We start from the raw sequence: 19562 nt of genomic DNA, 5'->3' as shown, positions 1-19562 counted from the left end.
GTCCTCGCTAGGCCTCTACCGACAGGCTCAGGAAGCGGCTCTGCAATGCGGCATCACCCGCCAGCTCGGCCATGGTGCCACGATGCACGATGCGCCCGTCATCGATGACGGCCACGGTCTGGCCCAGCGCCTTGGCGAAGTGGAAATTCTGCTCGACCAGGAGGATTGTGGTCTCCGCGGCGACCTCGCGGAAGGCGGCGATCATGTTGCGGATGATCGCCGGGGCGAGCCCCTTGGTCGGCTCGTCGATCAGGATCAGGTCGCGTTTTTCGATGATGGCGCGGGAGACCGCCAGCATCTGCTTCTGCCCGCCCGAAAGCGCATGCGCCGGCTTGGTCCAGAACTGCGCCATGGCGGGAAAGATGGCATGGATGCGCTTGAGACGTTCGGCGTCGAAACTGCCGTCGGCGGTGGCGAGGCGCATGTTTTCCTCGACCGTCAGCCCGCCGAATATGCCCATGTTCTCGGGCACGAAGGCGATACCGAGCCGGGCGATGTCCGGGGTCTGCAGCCTGGTGATGTCCTGCCCGCGAAACCGGATGGACCCCTGGCGCGCCTTCCACAGGCCCACGATGGTCCGCAGCGTTGTCGTCTTGCCCGCGCCATTGCGCCCCAGGATGACATGGACCCCGCCCTCGGGCACTTCCAGGCTCACCCCATGCAGGATGTGATACTGGGCAATGTCGGTGTGGACATCTTCGAGCGTCAGGACCGGGGCCATCACGCCACCTCCTCGGCGCCCACGCCGAGATAGATGTCGCGGACCAGCTCCATGGCCATGACCTCGCCCGGCGCGCCATCGGCGAGCAGTTCGCCATTGTGGAGCACCACGATGCGATCGGCCAGGGCGCGGACCACGTCCATCTTGTGCTCGACCAGGAGGATGGTGCGCGAGGGGTCCTGTTTGATGCGGGCGATCAGCTCGAGGATCACCGGCGCCTCGTCCACCGACATGCCGGCTGTGGGTTCGTCGAACATGAAGATGTCAGGCTCCATGGCCAGCAGCATGGCCACTTCCAGCTTGCGCTGGTCGCCATGCGGCAGCGCCGCAGCAGGCAGCTGCGCGACCGCTGCGAGATTGGCCTCATCGAGATAGTGCATGGCCTTGTCGGTGAGCCCGGTCAGCGCTGTCGCCCGCGCGAACAGCCGGTGCCCCTGCCCCGCCCTTGCCTGCACGGCCAGCCGGACATTTTCCAATACGCTGAGCTTGGGAAAGAGATTGGTGAGCTGGAAGGCGCGCCCGATCCCGGCCTTGGCGCGGGCGGAGGGCGAGAGCGCGGTGATGTCGCGCTCGCCGAGGAATATCCGCCCGGCGCTGGGCCGCAATTGCCCCGAGACAAGGTTGAACCAGGTGGTCTTGCCCGCCCCATTGGGGCCGACGACCACGGTCAGCTCGCCGGGGAAAAAGGCGCAGCTCACGCCGTTGACGGCCGCGTGGCCGCCGAAGCGGATGGTGAGGTCCTGGGTGCGGATGGATGGGGTTTTGGGCACTTCGGTTCCGAAACTCTGGTGTGTCCGGCCGGCAGGAGGGCGCCGGCCGGACACGGTGTAGCCGCTTGTGGCGGGCTATTCCTGGTTGTTGCGGCCGACGGGAATATCCATCTCGTCCGCCCCGATGACCCGAACGAGCTCGGGAATGGCCCAGTCGACGCCGTCTTCGACCTTGATCTTGAAGTGATACATGTCCTGGAGCGCCTGGTGATCCTCGGGGCGGAAGGTCATGGTGCCCTTGGGCGTCTCGAAGCTCATGCCTTCCATGGTTTCGATGAGGGTCTCGGTCTCCCAGTCGGGCGCGGTTTCGAGCGCCTTGACGATCGCCATGGCCGAGGCCATGCCGCCGGCGGTGAAGAAATCGGGCGGGGTGCCGAAGCGCTTCATGTGTTCCTCGACCAGCCAGTCGTTCACTTCATTGTCCGGCGCTTCGTAATAGTAGTAGATCGCCCCTTCCATGCCCGGCACCTGCTTGTAGGCGGCGAGCGCGGGCAGGATATTGCCGCCGGTGGAAAGCTCGATGTCGAACCGCCCCGGATCGGCCGAGGCCAAGGGCGTCATCGCATCGATGCCGGCGACATAGATCATGATGACCTTGCGGCCGGGCTGGTCCTTGAGCGCATTGAACAGGCGCTCGATGGTGGCGGTGAAGTCGGTGGTCTGCTGGGGTACATATTCTTCGCTGACGATATGGGCGCCCGTGCCCTCGAGCGCCGACTTGAACGCGGCCACGCCGTCGCGGCCAAAGGCATAGTCCTGGGCCAGGGTCGCGACATAGAGGTTCTCGTCGGGGTCCAGCGCCAGCGCCTGGGCCTGCATGTCCATGGAGGAATTGCGCGAGGTCTTGAACACATAGCGGTTCGAATCCGGGCCAGTGAGGCCATCGGCCACGGCCGGCTCGACCACCAGGATGCGCTCATATTCCTCGGCCACCGGCAGCATGGCCATGGCGACGCCCGAAGAGGTGTCGCCCACTGCGATCAGCGCATCGTCGTCGCCATAGGCCTCGGCCAGCAGCGCGCGGGCGATATCGGGCTTGAACTGGGTGTCCTTGACGATCAGCTCGATGGGCTTGCCCTTGACCTGCATGGTGCCGCCGGTCGCATATTCGAGCCCCATTTCGAAGCCGGTATGGGTCTGTTTCGAATAGGCCTCGAGCGGCGAGCCCGACAGGCCGTGGATCAGGGCGATGCGCGCGGCGTCCTGCGCAAATGCGGCGCCGGTCAGCGCCGTCGAAATAGCCAGAGCGGCCAGAAACGTCTTCATTGATATCCTCCCTCAACCGGCGGCGGGATGCGCTGGGCGCCCGGCCAAACCGTATTCGATCTCATCGGGATCGTGCAGCGAAACCTTGCCCGCGGCGCGTCCCTCCTCCGGTTCCCCCCGGCGTGCCGATTTCGGCTTTGACTGGCGCGGGGCGAATTGCTGGCTATTATCCGTGTGGCTTTCCGGCGCGGACAATACCGTAGAAACACACCATATGACCGACCCCCACGATCTCAGCACCCTCGCCTTCGAACATGCGCCAATCGGGCTGGTGGTGACGGAAAGCCGCGTGATCAAGGGCTGCAATCCGAGCTTTGCGGACATGTTCGGGTATCGTGTCGAAGAGCTGCTGGAACAATCCTTCGCGATTCTCTATCCGTCCATGGAGGAGTTCGAGCGCATTCGCGATGTCGGGGTGGAACCCCTCAAGCGCAATAATCGCTATTCGGACGAGCGCATCATGGCACGCAAGAACGGCTCGCTGTTCTGGTGCCGGGTGCGGGGCCATTCGCTGACCCGGGACGACGACCCGTTGCGCCGCGCGGTGTGGAGCTTTGCCGACCTCTCGGAAACGCGCAATGTGCTCAACCTTTCTGGCCGCGAGCGGCAGATCGTGATGCATTTGGGCGAAGGGCGGACCTCCAAGGAAATCGCCCGCATGCTCGACATCTCCCCGCGCACCGTGGAAAGCTATCGCGCCAGGCTGCTCAAGAAGTACAATGCGCACAATGTGGCCGAGCTGCTCTCGCATCTGAGCTCCATGCCCGGCTGACGGCCCGGCCCCACCCGAAACCCGGTATGACGATCGGCCCATAAATGCCCGCCAAGCTCGCCCTTCCCAAGTCCGTCGCCACCGTGCTCGACGCCTTCAATGCGCTGGGCGAAAGCTTCAAGGGCGCCATTACCGTCGACGCAGCGGCCCGCATCACCTGGATCGACGAGCGCTATCGTGAATTGCTGGGCATCCCCGGCCATGTCGACATTATCGGGCAGCAGGTCGAAGAGGTCATTCCGCATTCGCTGCTGCGCCGCGTGGTCGAGACCGGGCGGCCGATCCTGATCGACATCATGGCCTTTGACGACAAGCAGTTCGTTGTCTGCCGATTGCCCTTGCGCAACGAGACCGGGGAAATCCAGGGCGCCGTGGGCTTCGTCTTCTACGAGGAAATCGACTATCTCGCGCCGATCCTCGAAAAATTCGAAACCATGCAGCGCCAGCTCAGCCGCGCCCAGGCCGCGCTGACGCGCGAGCGGCAGACCAAATATTCGCTGTCGAGCTTTGTCGGCGCCTCCGAGGCGGTGCGTGACCTCAAGACCGTGGTGCGCCGCTATGCGCTGCGTGACGGCGCGGCGCTGATCCTGGGGGAGACCGGCACCGGCAAGGAATTGCTGGCCCATGCCATTCACCAGCAGTCGGACCGCGCCGATGGCCCCTTCGTGGCCGTCAATGTCGCGGCCATCCCCGAGGCGCTGCTGGAAGCCGAATTCTTCGGCGTGGCCCCGGGCGCGTTCACTGGTGCAGACCGGAAACCGCGAAAAGGCAAGTTCGAGCTGGCCCATGGCGGCACGCTGTTTCTTGACGAAATCGGCGACATGCCGGCGTCGTTGCAGGCCAAGCTGCTGCGCGCCCTGCAGGAGGGCGAGTTCGAGCCCCTGGGCTCCAACAGTGTCAAGAAGGTGGATGTCCGCATCATCGCGGCGACCTCGCAGCCGCTCGAACAGAAGATCGAGGACAGGAGCTTCCGCGCCGACCTCTATTATCGCATCGCCGTATTGGCCATTCATGTGCCGCCGCTACGGGAGCGGCTGGACGATATCGGGCTAATCGCCGAAGCGCTGCTCGAAACCACGACACGTCCACGCGATCAGCGCGGCTGGATCATCACGCCCGAAGCGGTGGAACAACTCAAGCGCCACGACTGGCCCGGCAATGTGCGCGAATTGCGCAATGTGCTGGAGCGCGCTGCCGCCATGGCGCCGTCGGAGGTCATAGACCTGCACCTGATTTCCAAGGCGTTGCCCCCCAAGGCCAACCTCGACCTCATCCCGCCCATTACCGGCAACCTCTCCGAGCGCATGGCGGCCGCCGAGCGCTCGGCACTGGTCGAGGCCCTGGCCGCCGAGGCAGGCTCAAAGAGCGCTGCCGCCCAAAGACTGGGCGTGTCTCGCTCGCAATTCTACGAAAAGCTCAAGCGGCATAGCCTGGATTAGCGCGGCCTCATCGCCCCGTCCCGACGTCCGAGCGCGCTGCCCACCCCACCCTCAATCCCTCCCCATCAAGGGGAGGGAGGCGCAGGATCGGAACGTCTGTGTTCATCGTCTCCCTCCCCCTTGTGGGCTTCGAGCCGTCCTGAAGGCAAATCTCTCCGGTGGAGAGATTTGAGGCGCGAAGGCCATGAGCGCTACGCGCGAGTGGCTGACAGCGTGGCTCCACGCTGTAGGGCGTAGCAGAGCTAGGGTGAGATGGAGGGTGATAGAGCCTTTGCGGCTAGGTTCCCCTCCCCCCTTGAGGGGAGGGGTTAGGGGTGGGGGTGTCGCGTTCGACATAGGCCTACCAACTGCGTCAGCACCGACACCCCCACCCTCGGTCCCTCCCCTCAAGGGGGAGGGAGGCGATGGAGCCATTGGTCGCGGTTTGCGGAACCCGATCGTCCGCAAACCCGGACACATGTTCCAGACTCCGTCCGATAATCCGGACATTCGGCCAACCTTCAAAGACCCACATATCGCAAAACCCCCGGAAACCGGGCACTGGCACGCTTCCTGCAAAGCTGCACCCAATAAGCAAGGCCAAAAGGCCGACGTCAGGGTGGAGGCAAGGGATCGTGTCAGAGCGCGTTGCGCTGGTGACGGGATCGACGAGCGGTATTGGGCTCGCGATCGCGCAGAAATTTGCTCAAATGAACTATTCGGTGGCGCTCAACAGCTTTGAGCCGGCCGACACCTGGTTCGGTCTGGTCGCCGAACTGGATCGCCTCGGCTCGGGCGAGATCGTCTATGTCCAGGCGGATTTGGCCGACGCCGCCGCAAGCCGGGCATTGTCCGATCAGGTTCTGTCGCGCTTCGGCCGGGTCGATGTGCTGGTCAACAATGCCGGCGTTCAGAAAGTGTCGCCCATCGAGCAGTTCGAGGACGCCGATTGGCAGCGCATCGTGGCCGTCAGCCTCGACTCTGCCTTTCACGCCATCCGGTCCTGCCTGCCGGGCATGACGGAAAGGGGCTGGGGCCGCATCATCAATATCGCCTCGGCCCACGGGCTGCGGGCCTCCCCGTTCAAGTCCGCCTATGTCGCCACCAAGCATGCCGTGGTGGGCCTCACCAAGACCGTCGCGCTGGAAGCGGCGGAAAAGGGCGTCACCGTCAATGCCATCTGCCCGGGCTATGTCTGGACGCCGCTCGTCGCCAAACAGGTAGCCGATCAGGCGCGGGTGCACGGCCTTTCCGAGGAAGACGTCATCCGCCAGGTCATTCTCGCCCCGCAGCCGACCAAGCAGTTCGTGCAGCCCGAGGAGATCGCCGAAATGGCCGCCTATCTCTGCTCGGATTGGGCCCGCTCGATCACCGGCTCGACCATTTCCATCGACGGGGGCTGGACCGCCAAATGAGCGCATCCGATACCATCCTCTCCGCCCGCGGGCTGACCAAGCGCTTTTCCGGTTTCACCGCCGTCAATGGGGTGGATCTCGATATCGAGCGCGGCACCATTCACGCTCTGATCGGCCCCAATGGCGCGGGCAAGACCACCTGCTTCAACCTGCTCACCAAGTTCCTGCAGCCAAGCGCCGGCAGCATTGCCTTTAACGGCCGCGACATTACCGGCCTGGCCCCCGCCGCCATTGCCCGGCTGGGGGTCGTCCGATCCTTCCAGATTTCGGCGGTGTTTCCCCGCATGAGCGTGCTGGAAAATGTGCGCATCGCCCTGCAGCGGCGCCGTGGCGACAGCTTCGATTTCTGGCGCAACCAGAAGGTGCTCAATGCCTATGACGAGGAGGCACGGGAGCGCGTCGAGGAAGTGGGGCTCACCGAGTTTATCGGCGAGATGGCCGGCGAGTTGAGCTATGGCCGCAAGCGCGCGCTCGAAATTGCCACCACCCTCGCTCTCGAGCCGGAAATGCTGCTGCTCGACGAGCCCATGGCCGGCATGGCGCAGGAAGACGTCAGCCGCATCTCGGCCCTCATCCGCCGGATCGCCGCCAAGCGCACCATCCTCATGGTCGAGCACAATCTGTCCGTGGTCGCCGACCTTTCCGACAAGATCACCGTGCTGGCGCGCGGCGAAGTGCTGGCCGAAGGCCCCTATGAAACCGTCTCGAAGGACCCGCGTGTCGTCGAGGCCTATATCGGAGCCGGTCATGGCTGATGCTGCACGCAAACTGGAAGCCGCCCAGAGCGCCCTCGCCGTCCGAGACCTCCAGGCCTGGTATGACGAAAGCCATATCCTGCATGGCATCAATTTCGATGTGGCGCCGGGCGAGGTCGTGACCCTGCTCGGCCGCAATGGCGCGGGGAAGACCACGACCCTGCGCGCCATCATGGGATTGATCGCCAAGCGCACCGGCTCGGTGCAGTTCGAGGGCCGCGAACTCATCAACCTGCCCGCCCGAGCCATTGCCAAGGCTGGTATCGCATTCTGCCCGGAAGAACGCGGCATCTTCTCATCGCTCTCGGTGGACGAGAACCTGATGCTGCCCCCGGTCATCAAGCCGGGCGGATTGAGCCGCGAGGACGTGCTGATCATGTTCCCGAACCTGCGGGAACGGCTCTCGAGCCAGGGCACCAAGCTTTCGGGCGGCGAGCAGCAGATGCTCGCCATCGCCCGCATCCTGCGCACCGGCGCCAAATTCCTGTTGCTGGACGAACCGACCGAGGGCCTGGCCCCGGTCATCGTGCAGCAGATCGGCCGGACGCTGGCGAGCCTGAAACAACAGGGCTTCACCATCGTCCTGGTCGAACAGAACTTTCATTTCGCCGCCTCGGTCGCCGATCGCCACTACGTGGTCGAACAGGGCCGGGTCATCGACATGATCCCCAATTCAGAGATCCAGAACAATCTGGGAAAGCTGCACGCCTATCTGGGCGTGTGAGCCAAAAGGTCCGCAATCGGGCCACCAAAGGAGGAGAATACAATGATCTTCAAGACTGCAACCCTGGCGGGCCTTGCCGCTCTCTTGATGGCGGGTTCCGCCATGGCCATCGACATCAAGCTGGGCGTGCTCAACGACCGCTCCGGCATCTATGCCGACCTTTCGGGCGAAGGCTCGGTGGTCGCGGCCCGCATGGCCATCGAGGATTTCGAAGCCGCTGCCAAGGGCATCAATGTCGAGGTCATCTCGGCCGACCACCAGAACAAGCCCGACGTGGCCTCCACCATTGCCCGCCAGTGGTATGACGAGGAAGGCGTCGATGTGATCGTGGACGTGCCCACATCCTCGGCCGCCCTGGCCGTCAACGAGATCACCCGTGAAAAGGGCAAGATCTTCCTCAACTCCGGCGCCGCCTCGACGGACCTCACCGGCGCGCAATGTGCTCCGGGCACGGCCCACTGGACCTATGACACCTATGCCCTCGCCAATGGCACGGGCAAGGCCATGGTCGATAATGGCTACAAGAACTGGTATTTCCTCACCGCCGACTATGCTTTCGGCCATTCGCTGGAGGAAAACACCACCGCCGTGGTCGAGGCCGCGGGCGGCAAGGTGCTCGGCTCGGTTCGCCATCCCTTCCCCGGCACCGATTTCTCGTCCTTCCTGCTGCAGGCCCAGGCCTCGGGCGCGGACGTGATCGGTCTCGCCAATGCCGGTGGCGACACCGTCAACTCGATCAAGCAGGCGGCCGAGTTCGGCATCACCCAGGCCGGCCAGGCGCTTGCCGGGCTCCTGATCTTCATCACCGACGTGCATGCCCTTGGTCTCGAAACCGCCCAGGGCCTCGTCCTGACCGAAGCCTTCTATTGGGATCTCAACGACGACACCCGCGCCTGGTCCGAACGCTTCTCGGAAGAAATGGGCGGCTCCAAGCCCACCATGGTGCATGCCGGCGTCTATTCCGCCGTCCTGCATTACCTCAAGGGTGTCGAGGCCACCAACAGCAAGGAGACCGATGCCGTGATGGGCTGGATGAAGTCCAACCCCTCTTCGGACCCGGTCTTTGGTGAAGGCGAGTTGCGGGCCGATGGCCGGCACATCCACGACATGTATCTGTTCCAGGTGAAGGCGCCGTCCGAATCCACCGGCGACTGGGACTATTACAAGCTGCTCGCTACCATCCCGGCCGAGATCGCCTTCCGTCCGCTCGAAGACGGCGGCTGCGCCCTCGTCGAGTAATTCATAATCCGTTCATTATCGGGGTCCTGGCTACGGTCAGGGCCCTTCCCCAACCGGTAGGCGAGAGACCGAAATCATGTTCGAGCTCCTGGGAATCCCCCCACAGGCCCTGTTCGGCCAGCTCCTTCTGGGGCTGATCAACGGGTCGTTCTATGCCCTGCTCAGCCTGGGCCTGGCGGTCATTTTCGGCCTGCTCAACATCATCAATTTCAGCCACGGCGCCCAATATATGATGGGTGCCTTCGTCGCCTGGATGGCGCTGACCTGGCTCGGCATCCCCTATTGGGGCGCCCTCGTCATCGTGCCGCTGGTCGTCGGCGCCACCGGCGTCGTCATAGAACGACTAATGATTTCAAAGCTTTATCATCTCGATCATCTCTATGGCCTGTTGCTCACCTTCGGCCTGGCGCTGATCATCCAGGGTCTGTTCCGCAACCAGTTCGGCGTGTCGGGCCTGCCCTATTCCATCCCGCCACAGCTTTCGGGCGGCACGAATCTCGGCTTCATGTTCCTGCCCAATTATCGCGGCTGGGTGGTGCTGGCCTCGCTGGTGGTCTGCTTCGGCACCTGGTTTGCCATCGAGCGCACGCGCCTCGGCGCCTATCTCCGCGCCGCCACCGAGAACCCCACGCTGGTCGGCGCCTTCGGCATCAACGTGCCGCGCATGATCACGCTAACCTACGGATTTGGCGTGGCTTTGGCCGCCTTTGCCGGCGTCCTCGCCGCCCCGATCTATTCGGTCAATCCGAACATGGGCGCCGATCTCATCATCGTGGTTTTCGCCGTGGTGGTGATCGGTGGCATGGGCTCGATCCTGGGCGCCATTCTCACCGGCTTCGGCCTCGGCATCGTCGAGGGGTTGACCAAGGTCTTCTATCCCGAAGCCTCGTCCGTCGCGATATTCGTCATCATGGCCATTGTGCTGCTGGTCAAGCCGGCCGGCCTCTTCGGAAGGACCGCGTAAATGAGCGCCAGCACCGAAACCACCTATGCGAGCGCCTCGGCAGCCATGCCCATCGGCACGCCGCGCCACCACATCATCATCTTTGCAGGTCTCCTGGTCCTGCTGCTGATCGCGCCCTATGTCCTCTACCCGGTCTTCATCATGAAGATCCTGTGCTTTGCGCTCTTCGCCTCCGCGCTGAACCTGCTGCTCGGCTTTGGTGGATTGCTCTCCTTTGGCCACGCTGCCTTTTTCGGCTCGGCGAGCTATGTCACCGCCCATGCCGCCAAGGTCTGGGGCCTGACCCCGGAAGTCTCGATCCTGCTCGGCACCGTGGCCGCCGCCTTTCTCGGCCTCGTCATCGGCGCTCTCGCCATCCGCCGCCAGGGCATCTACTTCGCCATGGTCACGTTGGCCTTTGCGCAGATGATCTTCTTCTTTGCCCTGCAGGCCCCGTTCACGGGCGGTGAGGACGGCATCCAGGCGGTGCCGCGCGGCGACCTTTTCGGCTTCATTCCGCTCGCCAACGACATGACACTCTACTTTGTCGTGCTGGCCATTGTCTTCGGCGGGCTCCTCGCCATCTACCGCATCATCCACTCGCCTTTCGGGCAGGTGCTCAAGGCCATTCGCGACAACGAGCCGCGCTCGATCTCGCTCGGCTACAAGGTCAATCGCTACAAGCTCGCCGTCTTCGTCATGTCCGCCACCCTGGCCGGCATGGCCGGCGCCACCAAGGCGCTGGTGTTCCAACTGGCCTCCCTCACCGACGTCTACTGGTCCATGTCGGGCGAGGTGGTGCTGATGACGCTGCTGGGTGGCATGGGCACGATCTTCGGACCTTTTGTGGGCGCCGCAGTCATCGTCACCATGCAGAACTATTTCGCCAGCTTCGGCGCCTGGGTCACCGTCCTGCAAGGCACCATCTTCGTGGTCAGCGTGCTGCTGTTCCGCGAAGGCATTATTGGCGTGTTGTCGCGTTGGCTGAAAAAACCACTTTGAGCGGGCCATGCCGGGCGGGGCCGCAGGGTCCTGCCCTGCCGCGGGTGTCACACCGCCGGCTGCGAGAGGAACCACGCCACCAGTTCGGCGGAATTCGCCACGCCCACGGAGCGCGCCAGTCGCAGCCTGTGCGCCTCCACCGTTCGGCGCGACAGCCCCACTTCTGCGGCAATTGCCGCATTGGTCTTGCCCTGCGCGACCAGCGTCATGATCTGGCGCTGCCGTCCCGTCAGTTTCAGCGTCGTCTCGGTCACCGGGCGGTTCATCGGTTCGAAGCAATAGAGCGCTGCCGCGAAGGGGTCCCCCGCATCGCGCGAGCGACCATTCACCCGGCACCAGAAACGCTTGCCGCCGGCCCCGGCCATGATGCGCTCGTCATAGTAGACGGCGCCACCCGGCAGGTGGTGCCGCCACATCTCGCCCGTGCGGACGAAATCGGCAATGGCCGGGTAGAGCCTGGAAAAACTGGCGTCCACCAAATCCTCGCGACGATAGCCGAACAGGCCCGCGAACTCGGGATTGCAGTCGCGGATGATCCGATGCGTGGCGTAGACCATGGGCACAGGGATGTCGGCGAGGGTGAATTTGGGCTCTGTCGTCATGTCGTAGAAATACGACTAACGCGGGCCATGCAGCAAGCCCTAGCGTCGGGGCAATGATCCGGAAATGGGAGGGGAAAGCGCGATGCGCAAAGTTCGTTCTAGTGTTGCCGAAGCGCTGGCCGGTGTGCTGGCCGACGGCATGACCATCATGTCGGGAGGTTTCGGTCTCTGCGGCATTCCCGAGGCATTGATCGAAGGCATCGAGGCCTCGGGCGCCAAGGGCCTCACCGTCATTTCCAACAATGCCGGTGTCGATGGCATTGGCCTCGGACGCCTGCTGGCCACACGGCAAATCAAGAAGATGATCTCGTCCTATGTGGGCGAGAACAAGCTCTTTGCCGAGCAGTATCTGTCCGGTGAGCTCGAGCTGGAGTTTAATCCGCAGGGCACCCTGGCCGAACGCATCCGCGCCGGCGGCGCGGGCATTCCGGCCTTCTTCACCAAGACGGGCGTCGGCACGCTGATCGCCGAGGGCAAGGAAGTACGCCGCTTCGGCGAGGATGACTACGTGATGGAAACCGGCCTCGTTGCCGATGTCTCCATCGTTCACGCCTGGAAGGGCGACCCGGAAGGCAATCTTGTCTACCGGATGACGGCGCGAAACTTCAACCCGATGATGGCGACGGCCGGCAAGGTGACCATCGCCGAGGTGGAGCACCTGGTGGAAACCGGCAGCTTCGACCCCGACCAGATCCACACGCCCGGCATTTTCGTCGACCGCATCGTGCATGTGCCCAATCCGGCCAAGCATATCGAACAGCGCACCGTGCGCCAGCGCGACGAGGAGGTGGCATAATGGCCTGGACCCGCGACCAGATGGCGGCCCGCGCCGCCCGTGAACTCGAAGACGGCTTCTATGTCAATCTGGGCATCGGCATCCCCACGCTGGTGGCCAATTTCATCCCCGAGGGGATGGATGTGCGGCTCCAAAGCGAAAACGGCATGCTGGGCATGGGCCCATTTCCCTATGCGGGCGAGGAGGACGCCGACCTCATCAATGCCGGCAAGCAGACCATCACTGCCCTGCCGGAAACCAGCTTCTTTTCGAGCGCCGACAGCTTCGGGATGATCCGGGGTGGCCACATCGACCTGTCCATCCTGGGCGCAATGCAGGTGGCCGAAAACGGGGACCTGGCCAACTGGATGATCCCTGGCAAGATGGTCAAGGGCATGGGCGGGGCTATGGACCTGGTGGCGGGCGTCAAGCGCGTCGTCGTGGTCATGGAGCACGAGGCCAAAGGCCAGGCCAAACTCCTCAGGGAATGCACCCTACCCCTTACGGGCAAGCGCGTTGCCGATCTGGTCATCACCGATCTCGGTGTCTTCTCCATCGCCCGGCGCGGCGACGTGGACATGCGCCTGATCGAACTGGCGGATGGCGTCAGCGTCGATGAAATCAGCGCGAAGACCGAGGCGCGGTTCACCGTCGCCCTGGAGGAGAAGGCAGCATGAGCGATATCGTCATTGTTTCGGCCGCCCGCACGCCGGTCGGCAGCTTTTTGGGGCCGTTGAGCACCGTTCCGGCCCACGACCTCGGCGCCACCGCCATCACGGCGGCGCTCGGGCGGGCGGGTGTCTCGCCGGCAGACGTCAACGAGGTCATTCTGGGCCAGGTGCTGACAGCAGGCGCGGGACAGAACCCGGCCCGCCAGGCGGCGATCAAGTCCGGCATTCCCAAATCGGCAACGGCCTTCGGCATCAACCAGGTCTGCGGCTCCGGCCTGCGCGCCGTTGCACTGGGCATGCAGCAGATCGCCTCCGGTGACGCGGATATCATCGTCGCTGGCGGCCAGGAATCCATGTCGCTGTCGCCGCACTGCCAGGTGCTGCGATCCGGCGCCAAAATGGGCAATATCAGCCTGGTCGACACTATGATGTCCGACGGGCTGCTGGACGCTTTTGGCGGCTATCACATGGGCATCACCGCCGAGAATGTCGCCCGCGAATTCGGAATCTCCCGCGACCAGCAGGACGCCTTTTCCCTCGAGAGCCAGCGCAAAGCCGCGAAGGCCCAGGCGGACGGTCTCTTCAACGAAGAGATCGTGCCGGTGAGCATCGAGACGCGCAAAGGCACAGTCGTGGTCGATGCAGACGATCACCTGCGTCCGGACACCAGCGCCGAAGTCCTCGCCAAGCTGCGTCCTGCCTTCGACAAGGATGGCAGCGTTACTGCCGGCAACGCCTCGGGCCTCAATGATGGCGCAGCCGCACTGGTGCTGATGCATCAGGACGAGGCTGCACGTCGTGGCCTTATCCCACTTGCGCGCATCGCCAGTTGGGCTACGGCCGGCGTCGATCCCGCCCTGATGGGGACTGGGCCGATCCCGGCGTCGAAAAAGGCACTCGAGAAGGCCGGCTGGTCGATCGACGATCTCGACCGGGTGGAGGCCAATGAGGCCTTTGCGGCCCAGGCCTGCGCCGTCAATGCAGGCATGGGATGGAACCCGGATATCGTCAATGTCAGCGGCGGTGCCATCGCCATCGGCCATCCCATCGGCGCGTCGGGCGCCCGGATCCTGGTGACCTTGCTCCACGAGTTGAAGCGCAACAATCTCAGGCGTGGCCTCGCCACGCTGTGCATTGGCGGCGGCATGGGCATTGCGATGTGCGTGGAGCGCTAGTCTCCTATCAGATAGCTCGCATAGGAGCTGAAGAGCGACACGGCCAGAAGGGCAATGCTTGACCAGCCGATTGTCCCCCACAGGCGTGTCGCCGGACGATAGAGCACGGAGGCGATGAATATGCCGGACATGATCGTGGCCGAAAGCGCGGTGATGGCGTGGGTCGGCGAAATGGCCGCGCTGAGCGGGCCCGGAGTGTAGACCAGGTCATCTATGGCCAGGATGAGAATGTCGAACAGATTGCTGCCGAGCAGGTTGGCGATGGCCAGGTCCGCCGCGCCGAGCCTTAACGCACTCACGGTGACGACCGCTTCGGGAATTGAGGTCGCACCGGCGATGAAAAGCGTGCCAACGAAAGTGGCGCGCCAGCCCATGACGTCTGCCAGTTCGGTCCCCACGAATGGCAACCAGGTGCCGGCGGCGACCACGACGGCAGCGGCCGCGGCATAGCGCTGGAGGGCCTTGCGCAACGCAGTACCGCGATCCGCTTCGGCGGCATCCTGCGGACGCGGCTCTCGCCGCTCGTACATATAGGCGGCGCGCATGGCCACGAAATAGATCGCGACGATCAACGGCGTCGACAGGCTCACATGGAACAGCTGCCCCCCGACACCATGTTGCTCGAGGAGGATGAAGGCGCCCGTCGCCCCGATGAGGATGACACCGAAGCCGGCGGTCAGTACCTGGCCCTGATCGACCCGGGAATAGAGCGACGGCTTGCGGCTCAATGCATCGAGCACCACCAGCATCATGAGGTTGAAGACGCAACTTCCCAGCGCATCGCCCGCGGCGATATTGGGCGCGTTCGCGATTGTCACGGCGCTGACCCCGGTCAGCAATTCCGGCAGGGACGTTGCCGTGGCCAGCAGGACCAGGCCAATCCAGGATCGGGACAGCCCCGTCAGGCGCGCAATGGCGTCGCCGTTGCGCACCAGTATGGGCCCCGCGACGCCGATCATGACGACGCAGGCGGCCAGTTTCAGCCATGGCAGCAGCATCACCATCATGCAGCTGTCACCAGGGCCCGGCGCAGCAGCATGCCCGCCTGCAGAATGACCAGTGGGGCAAGGCTGCATGCGAGGACAATCGTCCACATCGTGCGGTCCGGCGGGGCAACCCCAAGGAGGCCGGCCAAGGGCGCGAAGTATGGTGGAAGGACGAGAAGCACACCGCAGAGCGCCAGGGCAATCCATATCCAGACATTACCGGTGATCTCGTTGACGAACAGACCCGCCCGCACGCTGCGCATATTGAACACATGCCAGACCTGGGCGAATGCCAGCGTGAGGAAGCTGACGGTCACGGCCTGCGTCTCGGACAGCGCATACCAATGTGCGGCAACCACCGCCGCCAAGGTTGCGGCGGTCAGGGTGGTCGCAAAGAGGACAATCCGTCCCCATTGGTCCGCCCCCAGAATGGACTCGGCGGGCTTGCGCGGCGGTCGCCTGAGGACGCCGTGCTCACCTTCCCCCATCGCCAGGGCGAAGGCGGGAAAGATGTCGGTGACCAGGTTAAGATAGAGGATCTGCAGCGGCAGCAGCGGCAAGGGCAGCCCGAACAGCACGGCCGCTGCGACCACCAGAACCTCGCTCAAATTGCACGAGAGCAGATAGACCACGAAGCGGCGGATATTGCCGAAGATGACGCGACCTTCACGGATTGCCTTGACGATGGTGGGAAAGGCATCGTCCAGCAGGACCATCGCAGCGGCCTCGCGGGCGACATCGGTGCCCCGCAGCCCCATGGCAACCCCGATATCGGCCTGGCGCAGGGCGGGTGCGTCGTTCACGCCATCACCCGTCATGGCGACGATTTCACCGGCCGCCTGATAGGCCTTGACCAGTGCCAGTTTCTCTTCGGGACTGACGCGCGCGAAAATGCCGATCCTGGACAAGGCGGCGGGGCCATCCTCAATGACGGTCTCCACAGCGTCCCCTTCGGCCGCCTCAAGCCCCTGCGCGAGACCCACCGCGTGCGCAATGCTTCGTGCCGTGGTGGCATGGTCTCCCGTTACCATGACGACGCGGATGCCGGCGGCGAGGCAATCGGCTATCGCGCCGGGGACATCGGCCCGTGCCGGGTCTTCAAGGCCGATCAGGCCGACCAGGACCAGATCATCGAAAGGATCATTGGTCGACCGCGTCTCCATCTTCATGGCGCAGGCGAGGACACGCAATCCGTGATGGCCGAAAGTCTCTGCCTGAGCCAGCCATTCTGCCCGCAATGCGTCGTCGAGATCGGTTTCGCGGTGATCGAGCACCACACGGCTTGCTGCCGAGACAATAGCCTCCGGCGCACCCTTTGCGGCCACCAGAAAGCCGTCGCCGCTCTCATGGACAGTCGCCATCATGCGCGAGCGTGGATCGAACGGTTCCGTGCGCACCAATCTATGGGTAGCCAGCAGCCGGTCACGCTCCTGGCCTGCCAGCAGACCGGCACGCAGCAGCGCGACCTCCATCGGATCACCGCTTCCCGTCTCATCGACGCCGGCGAGGTCGGCGCCATTGCAGAGCACCGCTATGCGCAGTAGCGAGACTGCCTGGGGATCCTCGATCAGTCTGGCCAAAGCGGGATCGGGTCCCTGTTCGGCAAGGTCGACTTCGCCGTCGGCGAAATGCAGACGCCTCACCGTCATGCGGTTTTCGGTCAGCGTGCCGGTCTTGTCCGTGAGGATCACCGTCGTGGCGCCCAGCGTCTCCACGGCCGACAATCGTTCGACCAAGGCATTCTGACGGGCCATTCGCCACATGCCGCGGGCCAGAGCGAGCGTTGCCACGATCGGAAGGCCCTCGGGGATTGCCGCCACCGCCAGCGCGATCGCGGCCTCCAGAATAAGTACTGTGTCGCGTCCGCCCAGCACGCCGAGCAGTGCGATGACTCCCGCGATGACGAAGGTTGCGACAACCAGTTGACGGGACAGGCGAGCCAGTTTGCGTTCAAGCGGCGAATGACCGGGATCGGCCTCCTCGATCAGCCGTGCAATCCGCCCGATCTCGGTTCGCGCTCCGGTCGCAACCACGACACCGAGCGCGCCGCCCTGTGTCAGGGCGGTGCCCTTGTGAAGCATGCAGGTCCGGTCCCCGAGACGTGTTTCCCCCGGCACTGGCGCGGGGGTCTTTTCGACGGTGATCGACTCGCCGGTGAGCAGCGATTCATCGACACGGAGATTGGCAGCCTCAATGATGCGGATGTCGGCCGGAACCGCATCGCCGGCTTCGAGGATGACGATGTCTCCGGGCACGAGGTCCTGCGCCGGAAGCAGCCGCACAAGTCCATCGCGCTTCACCCGCGCGCTGTGTGTCCCCAGCCTGCGCAGGGCCGCGATGGAGCGAATGGCCCGAAGTTCGGTTGCGAACCCGATGGCTCCGTTGATCGCGAGAACCGCCAGTACCGCGATGGCCTCCTCCATCTGACCGGCATAAAGGGCGAGGGCCGCGGCTGCGCCGAGCAGGTAGACAATCGGGCTATTGAACTGGTGCCAAAGCAGTCGCCATGCGCTGGCTGGCGGGCGCATGTGGGCAATATTGGCGCCGTGATGATGGCGGCGCTCCATGATCTCTTCTTCGGCAAGACCCGAGCCAGGGGAAACCTGCAAATCCTGGAGGACGTCCACGAAGGGCGCGGCATGCGGCGCAGGCGGGACGACCGACCTGCCCCGTGCAACCGGTTCAGGATCGCTCTTCGCCGACCCGCGCGGGCCGGGCGCCGGTTCCATGTCCCGACTTGTCTCAGGCCGATTCACGGCGTGCAATGGAGGGCCAGAGTTGCCGCAGCCCCTTGGGCATCTGATCAATGACCTTGGCCGACTCTCCGGGGTCGAGCTGCCTCCAGACGACGTCGAATACAGCCTCGGCGACCATCTTCGGGTTGCGCTGGTAGTTGGGCGGCAGCTCCCGGCCTAGCCTTTCACAGAATTCCTCGACGGTGTTGTCGGGCGTGGGCTTGCCGGCCATCTTCCAACCTTCGAAGAAAAGGCCACGCACGATAAGCGGCAGCTGTGCCGACAGATGCACCGCTGCCTCGGGTGGCAGGCGATCGCGCAGGGCGTGCAGTCCCGCGCGCAGGGCGGGGTAAGCCAGCCGGGAATCGTCGAGATGCAGTGTCTCTGCAGTGGCCTTGAGCCAGATATTGCCGTCCTCGATGGCGGCGTCGAATGGTGATCGTCTCGTCATGCGGTCCTCCGCCGGATCTTGTCCTGCTCGGCATGGTTGCCGCTTGCAAGACTGCCCGGCTTTGAGGGCCTCGACTTTGACTGGTGTCATATTGCACGCGACTTTTTCGCCCGCCCCTGCCGGTCGCGCACGGGCCGAAGTCGGTGGCTAGTCTCTGGGCGGGTCGCTGATGCTGGTAGGTCCGGTGGGGGCCGATTGCGACAAGAGGAATGCCCAGGGATAGAGCAAACGCATAACCGGGCGCCGGACGCATTTCGGCGTCCGGCGGCGGTTCTCCCTCATCCTTTCACACCGGCGGAGAGCATGATCGCCTGGGTCACGCGGCGCTGGAACAGAAGGAAGACAGTGGCCACCGGCAGCCCGGCCATGACCGCGGAGGCCATGAGCCGCGCATAGACGATGCCATAGGCATCCTTGACCTGCGTGATGCCGACCGGCACCGTCATCGTCGCCTCCCCGGTTGCGGCCAGGAAGGGCCACAAGAAGCTGTTCCAGGCGCCGATGAAGGTGATGATGGCCAACGCGCTGGTGATGCCCCAGTTCATCGGGAGGTAGATGCGGAAAAGCGTCTTGAAGTGCCCTGCCCCATCCATCTGTGCGGCCTCGCGGAACTCTCGTGGCACGCTGTCGAAGAACTGCTTGTAGACGATGATTGTCACCGGCACGACGAGCTGCGGCAGGATGATGCCCGCCCATGTGTTGAGGAGCTTGAACTGCGCCATCAGGACGAAATGATTGATGATCAGCGCCTGCATGGGCACCATGAAGCAGGCCAGGATCAGGATGTAGATGATTTTCCGGCCAGGAAAATCCAGCTGGCTCAAGGCATAGGCGCAACCAGCCGAACTGACGATTACTCCGAAGGTGATCAGTGACGAGGTCACCAGCGAGTTGATGTACCAGGACCCGATATTGGTGTTGTTCCAGATGTGCTGGTAGGCCTCGGTGTTGATTTGGCTCGGCCACAGGGAGATGCCGCTCGCAATGACCTCCGTCTCGGATTTGAAGGAGGTCACCACTGCCCAGTAGATTGGGAAGATGGCCATGAGTGCAAAGGCAAAGGTCACCAGCGTCAGGATGATGCCGCCAATGTCGATCAACCGATCATGGCGAAACCGTTCAGCAAGCGCGGCGCCGGGTTG

Annotated in this window: 19 protein-coding genes; 11 read left to right on the top strand and 8 right to left on the bottom strand. The window is 64.0% G+C overall.

What is annotated here, in order from left to right; all coding sequences use genetic code 11:
* Positions 1-7: 7 nt before the first annotated feature.
* The 3 genes from K1X15_RS03710 to K1X15_RS03700 form a co-directional block, all read right to left on the bottom strand.
* Positions 8-721 carry an ABC transporter ATP-binding protein gene (locus tag K1X15_RS03710; RefSeq protein ID WP_220306140.1) on the bottom strand — a complete coding sequence of 238 codons (714 nt, stop codon included), beginning with the start codon at positions 719-721 and terminating at the stop codon, positions 8-10.
* The gene (locus K1X15_RS03705; RefSeq protein WP_220306139.1) at positions 721-1491 is read right to left on the bottom strand and encodes an ABC transporter ATP-binding protein; all 771 of its coding nucleotides are present in this window, start codon (positions 1489-1491) and stop codon (positions 721-723) included. The genes K1X15_RS03710 and K1X15_RS03705 overlap by 1 nt, the downstream gene beginning before the upstream one ends.
* Positions 1492-1566: 75 nt before the next feature.
* Positions 1567-2757: a substrate-binding domain-containing protein gene (locus K1X15_RS03700; RefSeq protein ID WP_220306138.1), complete on the bottom strand. Its 1191-nt coding sequence runs from the start codon at positions 2755-2757 to the stop codon at positions 1567-1569.
* Positions 2758-2971: 214 nt separating this feature from the next.
* On the opposite strand from K1X15_RS03700, the gene K1X15_RS03695 reads away from it, so the two are divergent.
* From K1X15_RS03695 to K1X15_RS03660, 8 genes are all read left to right on the top strand, one after another.
* Positions 2972-3529, top strand: coding sequence for a PAS and helix-turn-helix domain-containing protein (locus K1X15_RS03695; RefSeq protein WP_220306137.1), 558 nt, complete (start codon positions 2972-2974; stop codon positions 3527-3529).
* A 44-nt stretch (positions 3530-3573) separates the two neighbouring features.
* Positions 3574-4968, top strand: a complete 1395-nt coding sequence (locus K1X15_RS03690; RefSeq protein WP_220306136.1) for a sigma-54 interaction domain-containing protein — start codon at positions 3574-3576, stop codon at positions 4966-4968.
* Positions 4969-5579: 611 nt separating this feature from the next.
* A complete protein-coding gene (locus K1X15_RS03685) occupies positions 5580-6362 on the top strand; it encodes a 3-hydroxybutyrate dehydrogenase (protein ID WP_240549728.1) in 783 nt (260 codons plus the stop codon).
* Positions 6359-7117, top strand: a complete 759-nt coding sequence (locus K1X15_RS03680; protein ID WP_220306134.1) for an ABC transporter ATP-binding protein — start codon at positions 6359-6361, stop codon at positions 7115-7117. Before K1X15_RS03685 ends, K1X15_RS03680 begins: the two co-directional genes overlap by 4 nt.
* Positions 7110-7841 carry an ABC transporter ATP-binding protein gene (locus K1X15_RS03675; protein WP_220306133.1) on the top strand — a complete coding sequence of 244 codons (732 nt, stop codon included), beginning with the start codon at positions 7110-7112 and terminating at the stop codon, positions 7839-7841. Before K1X15_RS03680 ends, K1X15_RS03675 begins: the two co-directional genes overlap by 8 nt.
* Before the next feature lie 42 nt (positions 7842-7883).
* Entirely contained in the window at positions 7884-9080 is a 1197-nt protein-coding gene (locus tag K1X15_RS03670) for an ABC transporter substrate-binding protein (protein ID WP_220306132.1), read from the top strand.
* A 76-nt stretch (positions 9081-9156) separates the two neighbouring features.
* Positions 9157-10044, top strand: coding sequence for a branched-chain amino acid ABC transporter permease (locus K1X15_RS03665; protein WP_220306131.1), 888 nt, complete (start codon positions 9157-9159; stop codon positions 10042-10044).
* Positions 10045-11025 (top strand): branched-chain amino acid ABC transporter permease, encoded by a 981-nt coding sequence (locus K1X15_RS03660; RefSeq protein ID WP_220306130.1) that lies wholly within the window; start codon positions 10045-10047, stop codon positions 11023-11025.
* Positions 11026-11072: 47 nt separating this feature from the next.
* Here the strand turns inward: K1X15_RS03660 and K1X15_RS03655 are convergent, their stop codons facing one another.
* Positions 11073-11627 carry a helix-turn-helix transcriptional regulator gene (locus K1X15_RS03655; protein ID WP_240549652.1) on the bottom strand — a complete coding sequence of 185 codons (555 nt, stop codon included), beginning with the start codon at positions 11625-11627 and terminating at the stop codon, positions 11073-11075.
* Positions 11628-11709: 82 nt separating this feature from the next.
* Between K1X15_RS03655 and K1X15_RS03650 the strand changes: the two genes are divergently transcribed.
* The 3 genes from K1X15_RS03650 to K1X15_RS03640 are packed head-to-tail and all read left to right on the top strand — an operon-like array spanning position 11710 to position 14248.
* Positions 11710-12423 carry a CoA transferase subunit A gene (locus K1X15_RS03650; protein WP_220306129.1) on the top strand — a complete coding sequence of 238 codons (714 nt, stop codon included), beginning with the start codon at positions 11710-11712 and terminating at the stop codon, positions 12421-12423.
* Positions 12423-13079: a 3-oxoacid CoA-transferase subunit B gene (locus K1X15_RS03645; RefSeq protein WP_220306128.1), complete on the top strand. Its 657-nt coding sequence runs from the start codon at positions 12423-12425 to the stop codon at positions 13077-13079. Before K1X15_RS03650 ends, K1X15_RS03645 begins: the two co-directional genes overlap by 1 nt.
* Positions 13076-14248, top strand: coding sequence for an acetyl-CoA C-acetyltransferase (locus tag K1X15_RS03640; protein ID WP_220306127.1), 1173 nt, complete (start codon positions 13076-13078; stop codon positions 14246-14248). The genes K1X15_RS03645 and K1X15_RS03640 overlap by 4 nt, the downstream gene beginning before the upstream one ends.
* Here K1X15_RS03640 and K1X15_RS03635 read toward each other — a convergent pair.
* The 4 genes from K1X15_RS03635 to K1X15_RS03620 form a co-directional block, all read right to left on the bottom strand.
* Positions 14245-15255 carry a sodium:calcium antiporter gene (locus K1X15_RS03635; RefSeq protein WP_220306126.1) on the bottom strand — a complete coding sequence of 337 codons (1011 nt, stop codon included), beginning with the start codon at positions 15253-15255 and terminating at the stop codon, positions 14245-14247. The two genes, K1X15_RS03640 and K1X15_RS03635, sit on opposite strands and share 4 nt — an antisense overlap.
* A complete protein-coding gene (locus tag K1X15_RS03630; protein WP_220306125.1) occupies positions 15252-17963 on the bottom strand; it encodes a cation-translocating P-type ATPase in 2712 nt (903 codons plus the stop codon). The genes K1X15_RS03635 and K1X15_RS03630 overlap by 4 nt, the downstream gene beginning before the upstream one ends.
* A 13-nt stretch (positions 17964-17976) precedes the next feature.
* Entirely contained in the window at positions 17977-18420 is a 444-nt protein-coding gene (locus K1X15_RS03625) for a DUF2267 domain-containing protein (protein ID WP_220306124.1), read from the bottom strand.
* A 278-nt stretch (positions 18421-18698) separates the two neighbouring features.
* The gene (locus tag K1X15_RS03620) at positions 18699-19466 is read right to left on the bottom strand and encodes a carbohydrate ABC transporter permease (protein ID WP_240549726.1); all 768 of its coding nucleotides are present in this window, start codon (positions 19464-19466) and stop codon (positions 18699-18701) included.
* Positions 19467-19562 lie beyond the last annotated feature (96 nt).

The sequence above is a fragment of the Devosia salina genome (genome assembly GCF_019504385.1).
Classification (GTDB): Bacteria; Pseudomonadota; Alphaproteobacteria; order Rhizobiales; family Devosiaceae; genus Devosia; species Devosia salina.
This window is presented reverse-complemented; position numbering and strand designations above follow the sequence as displayed.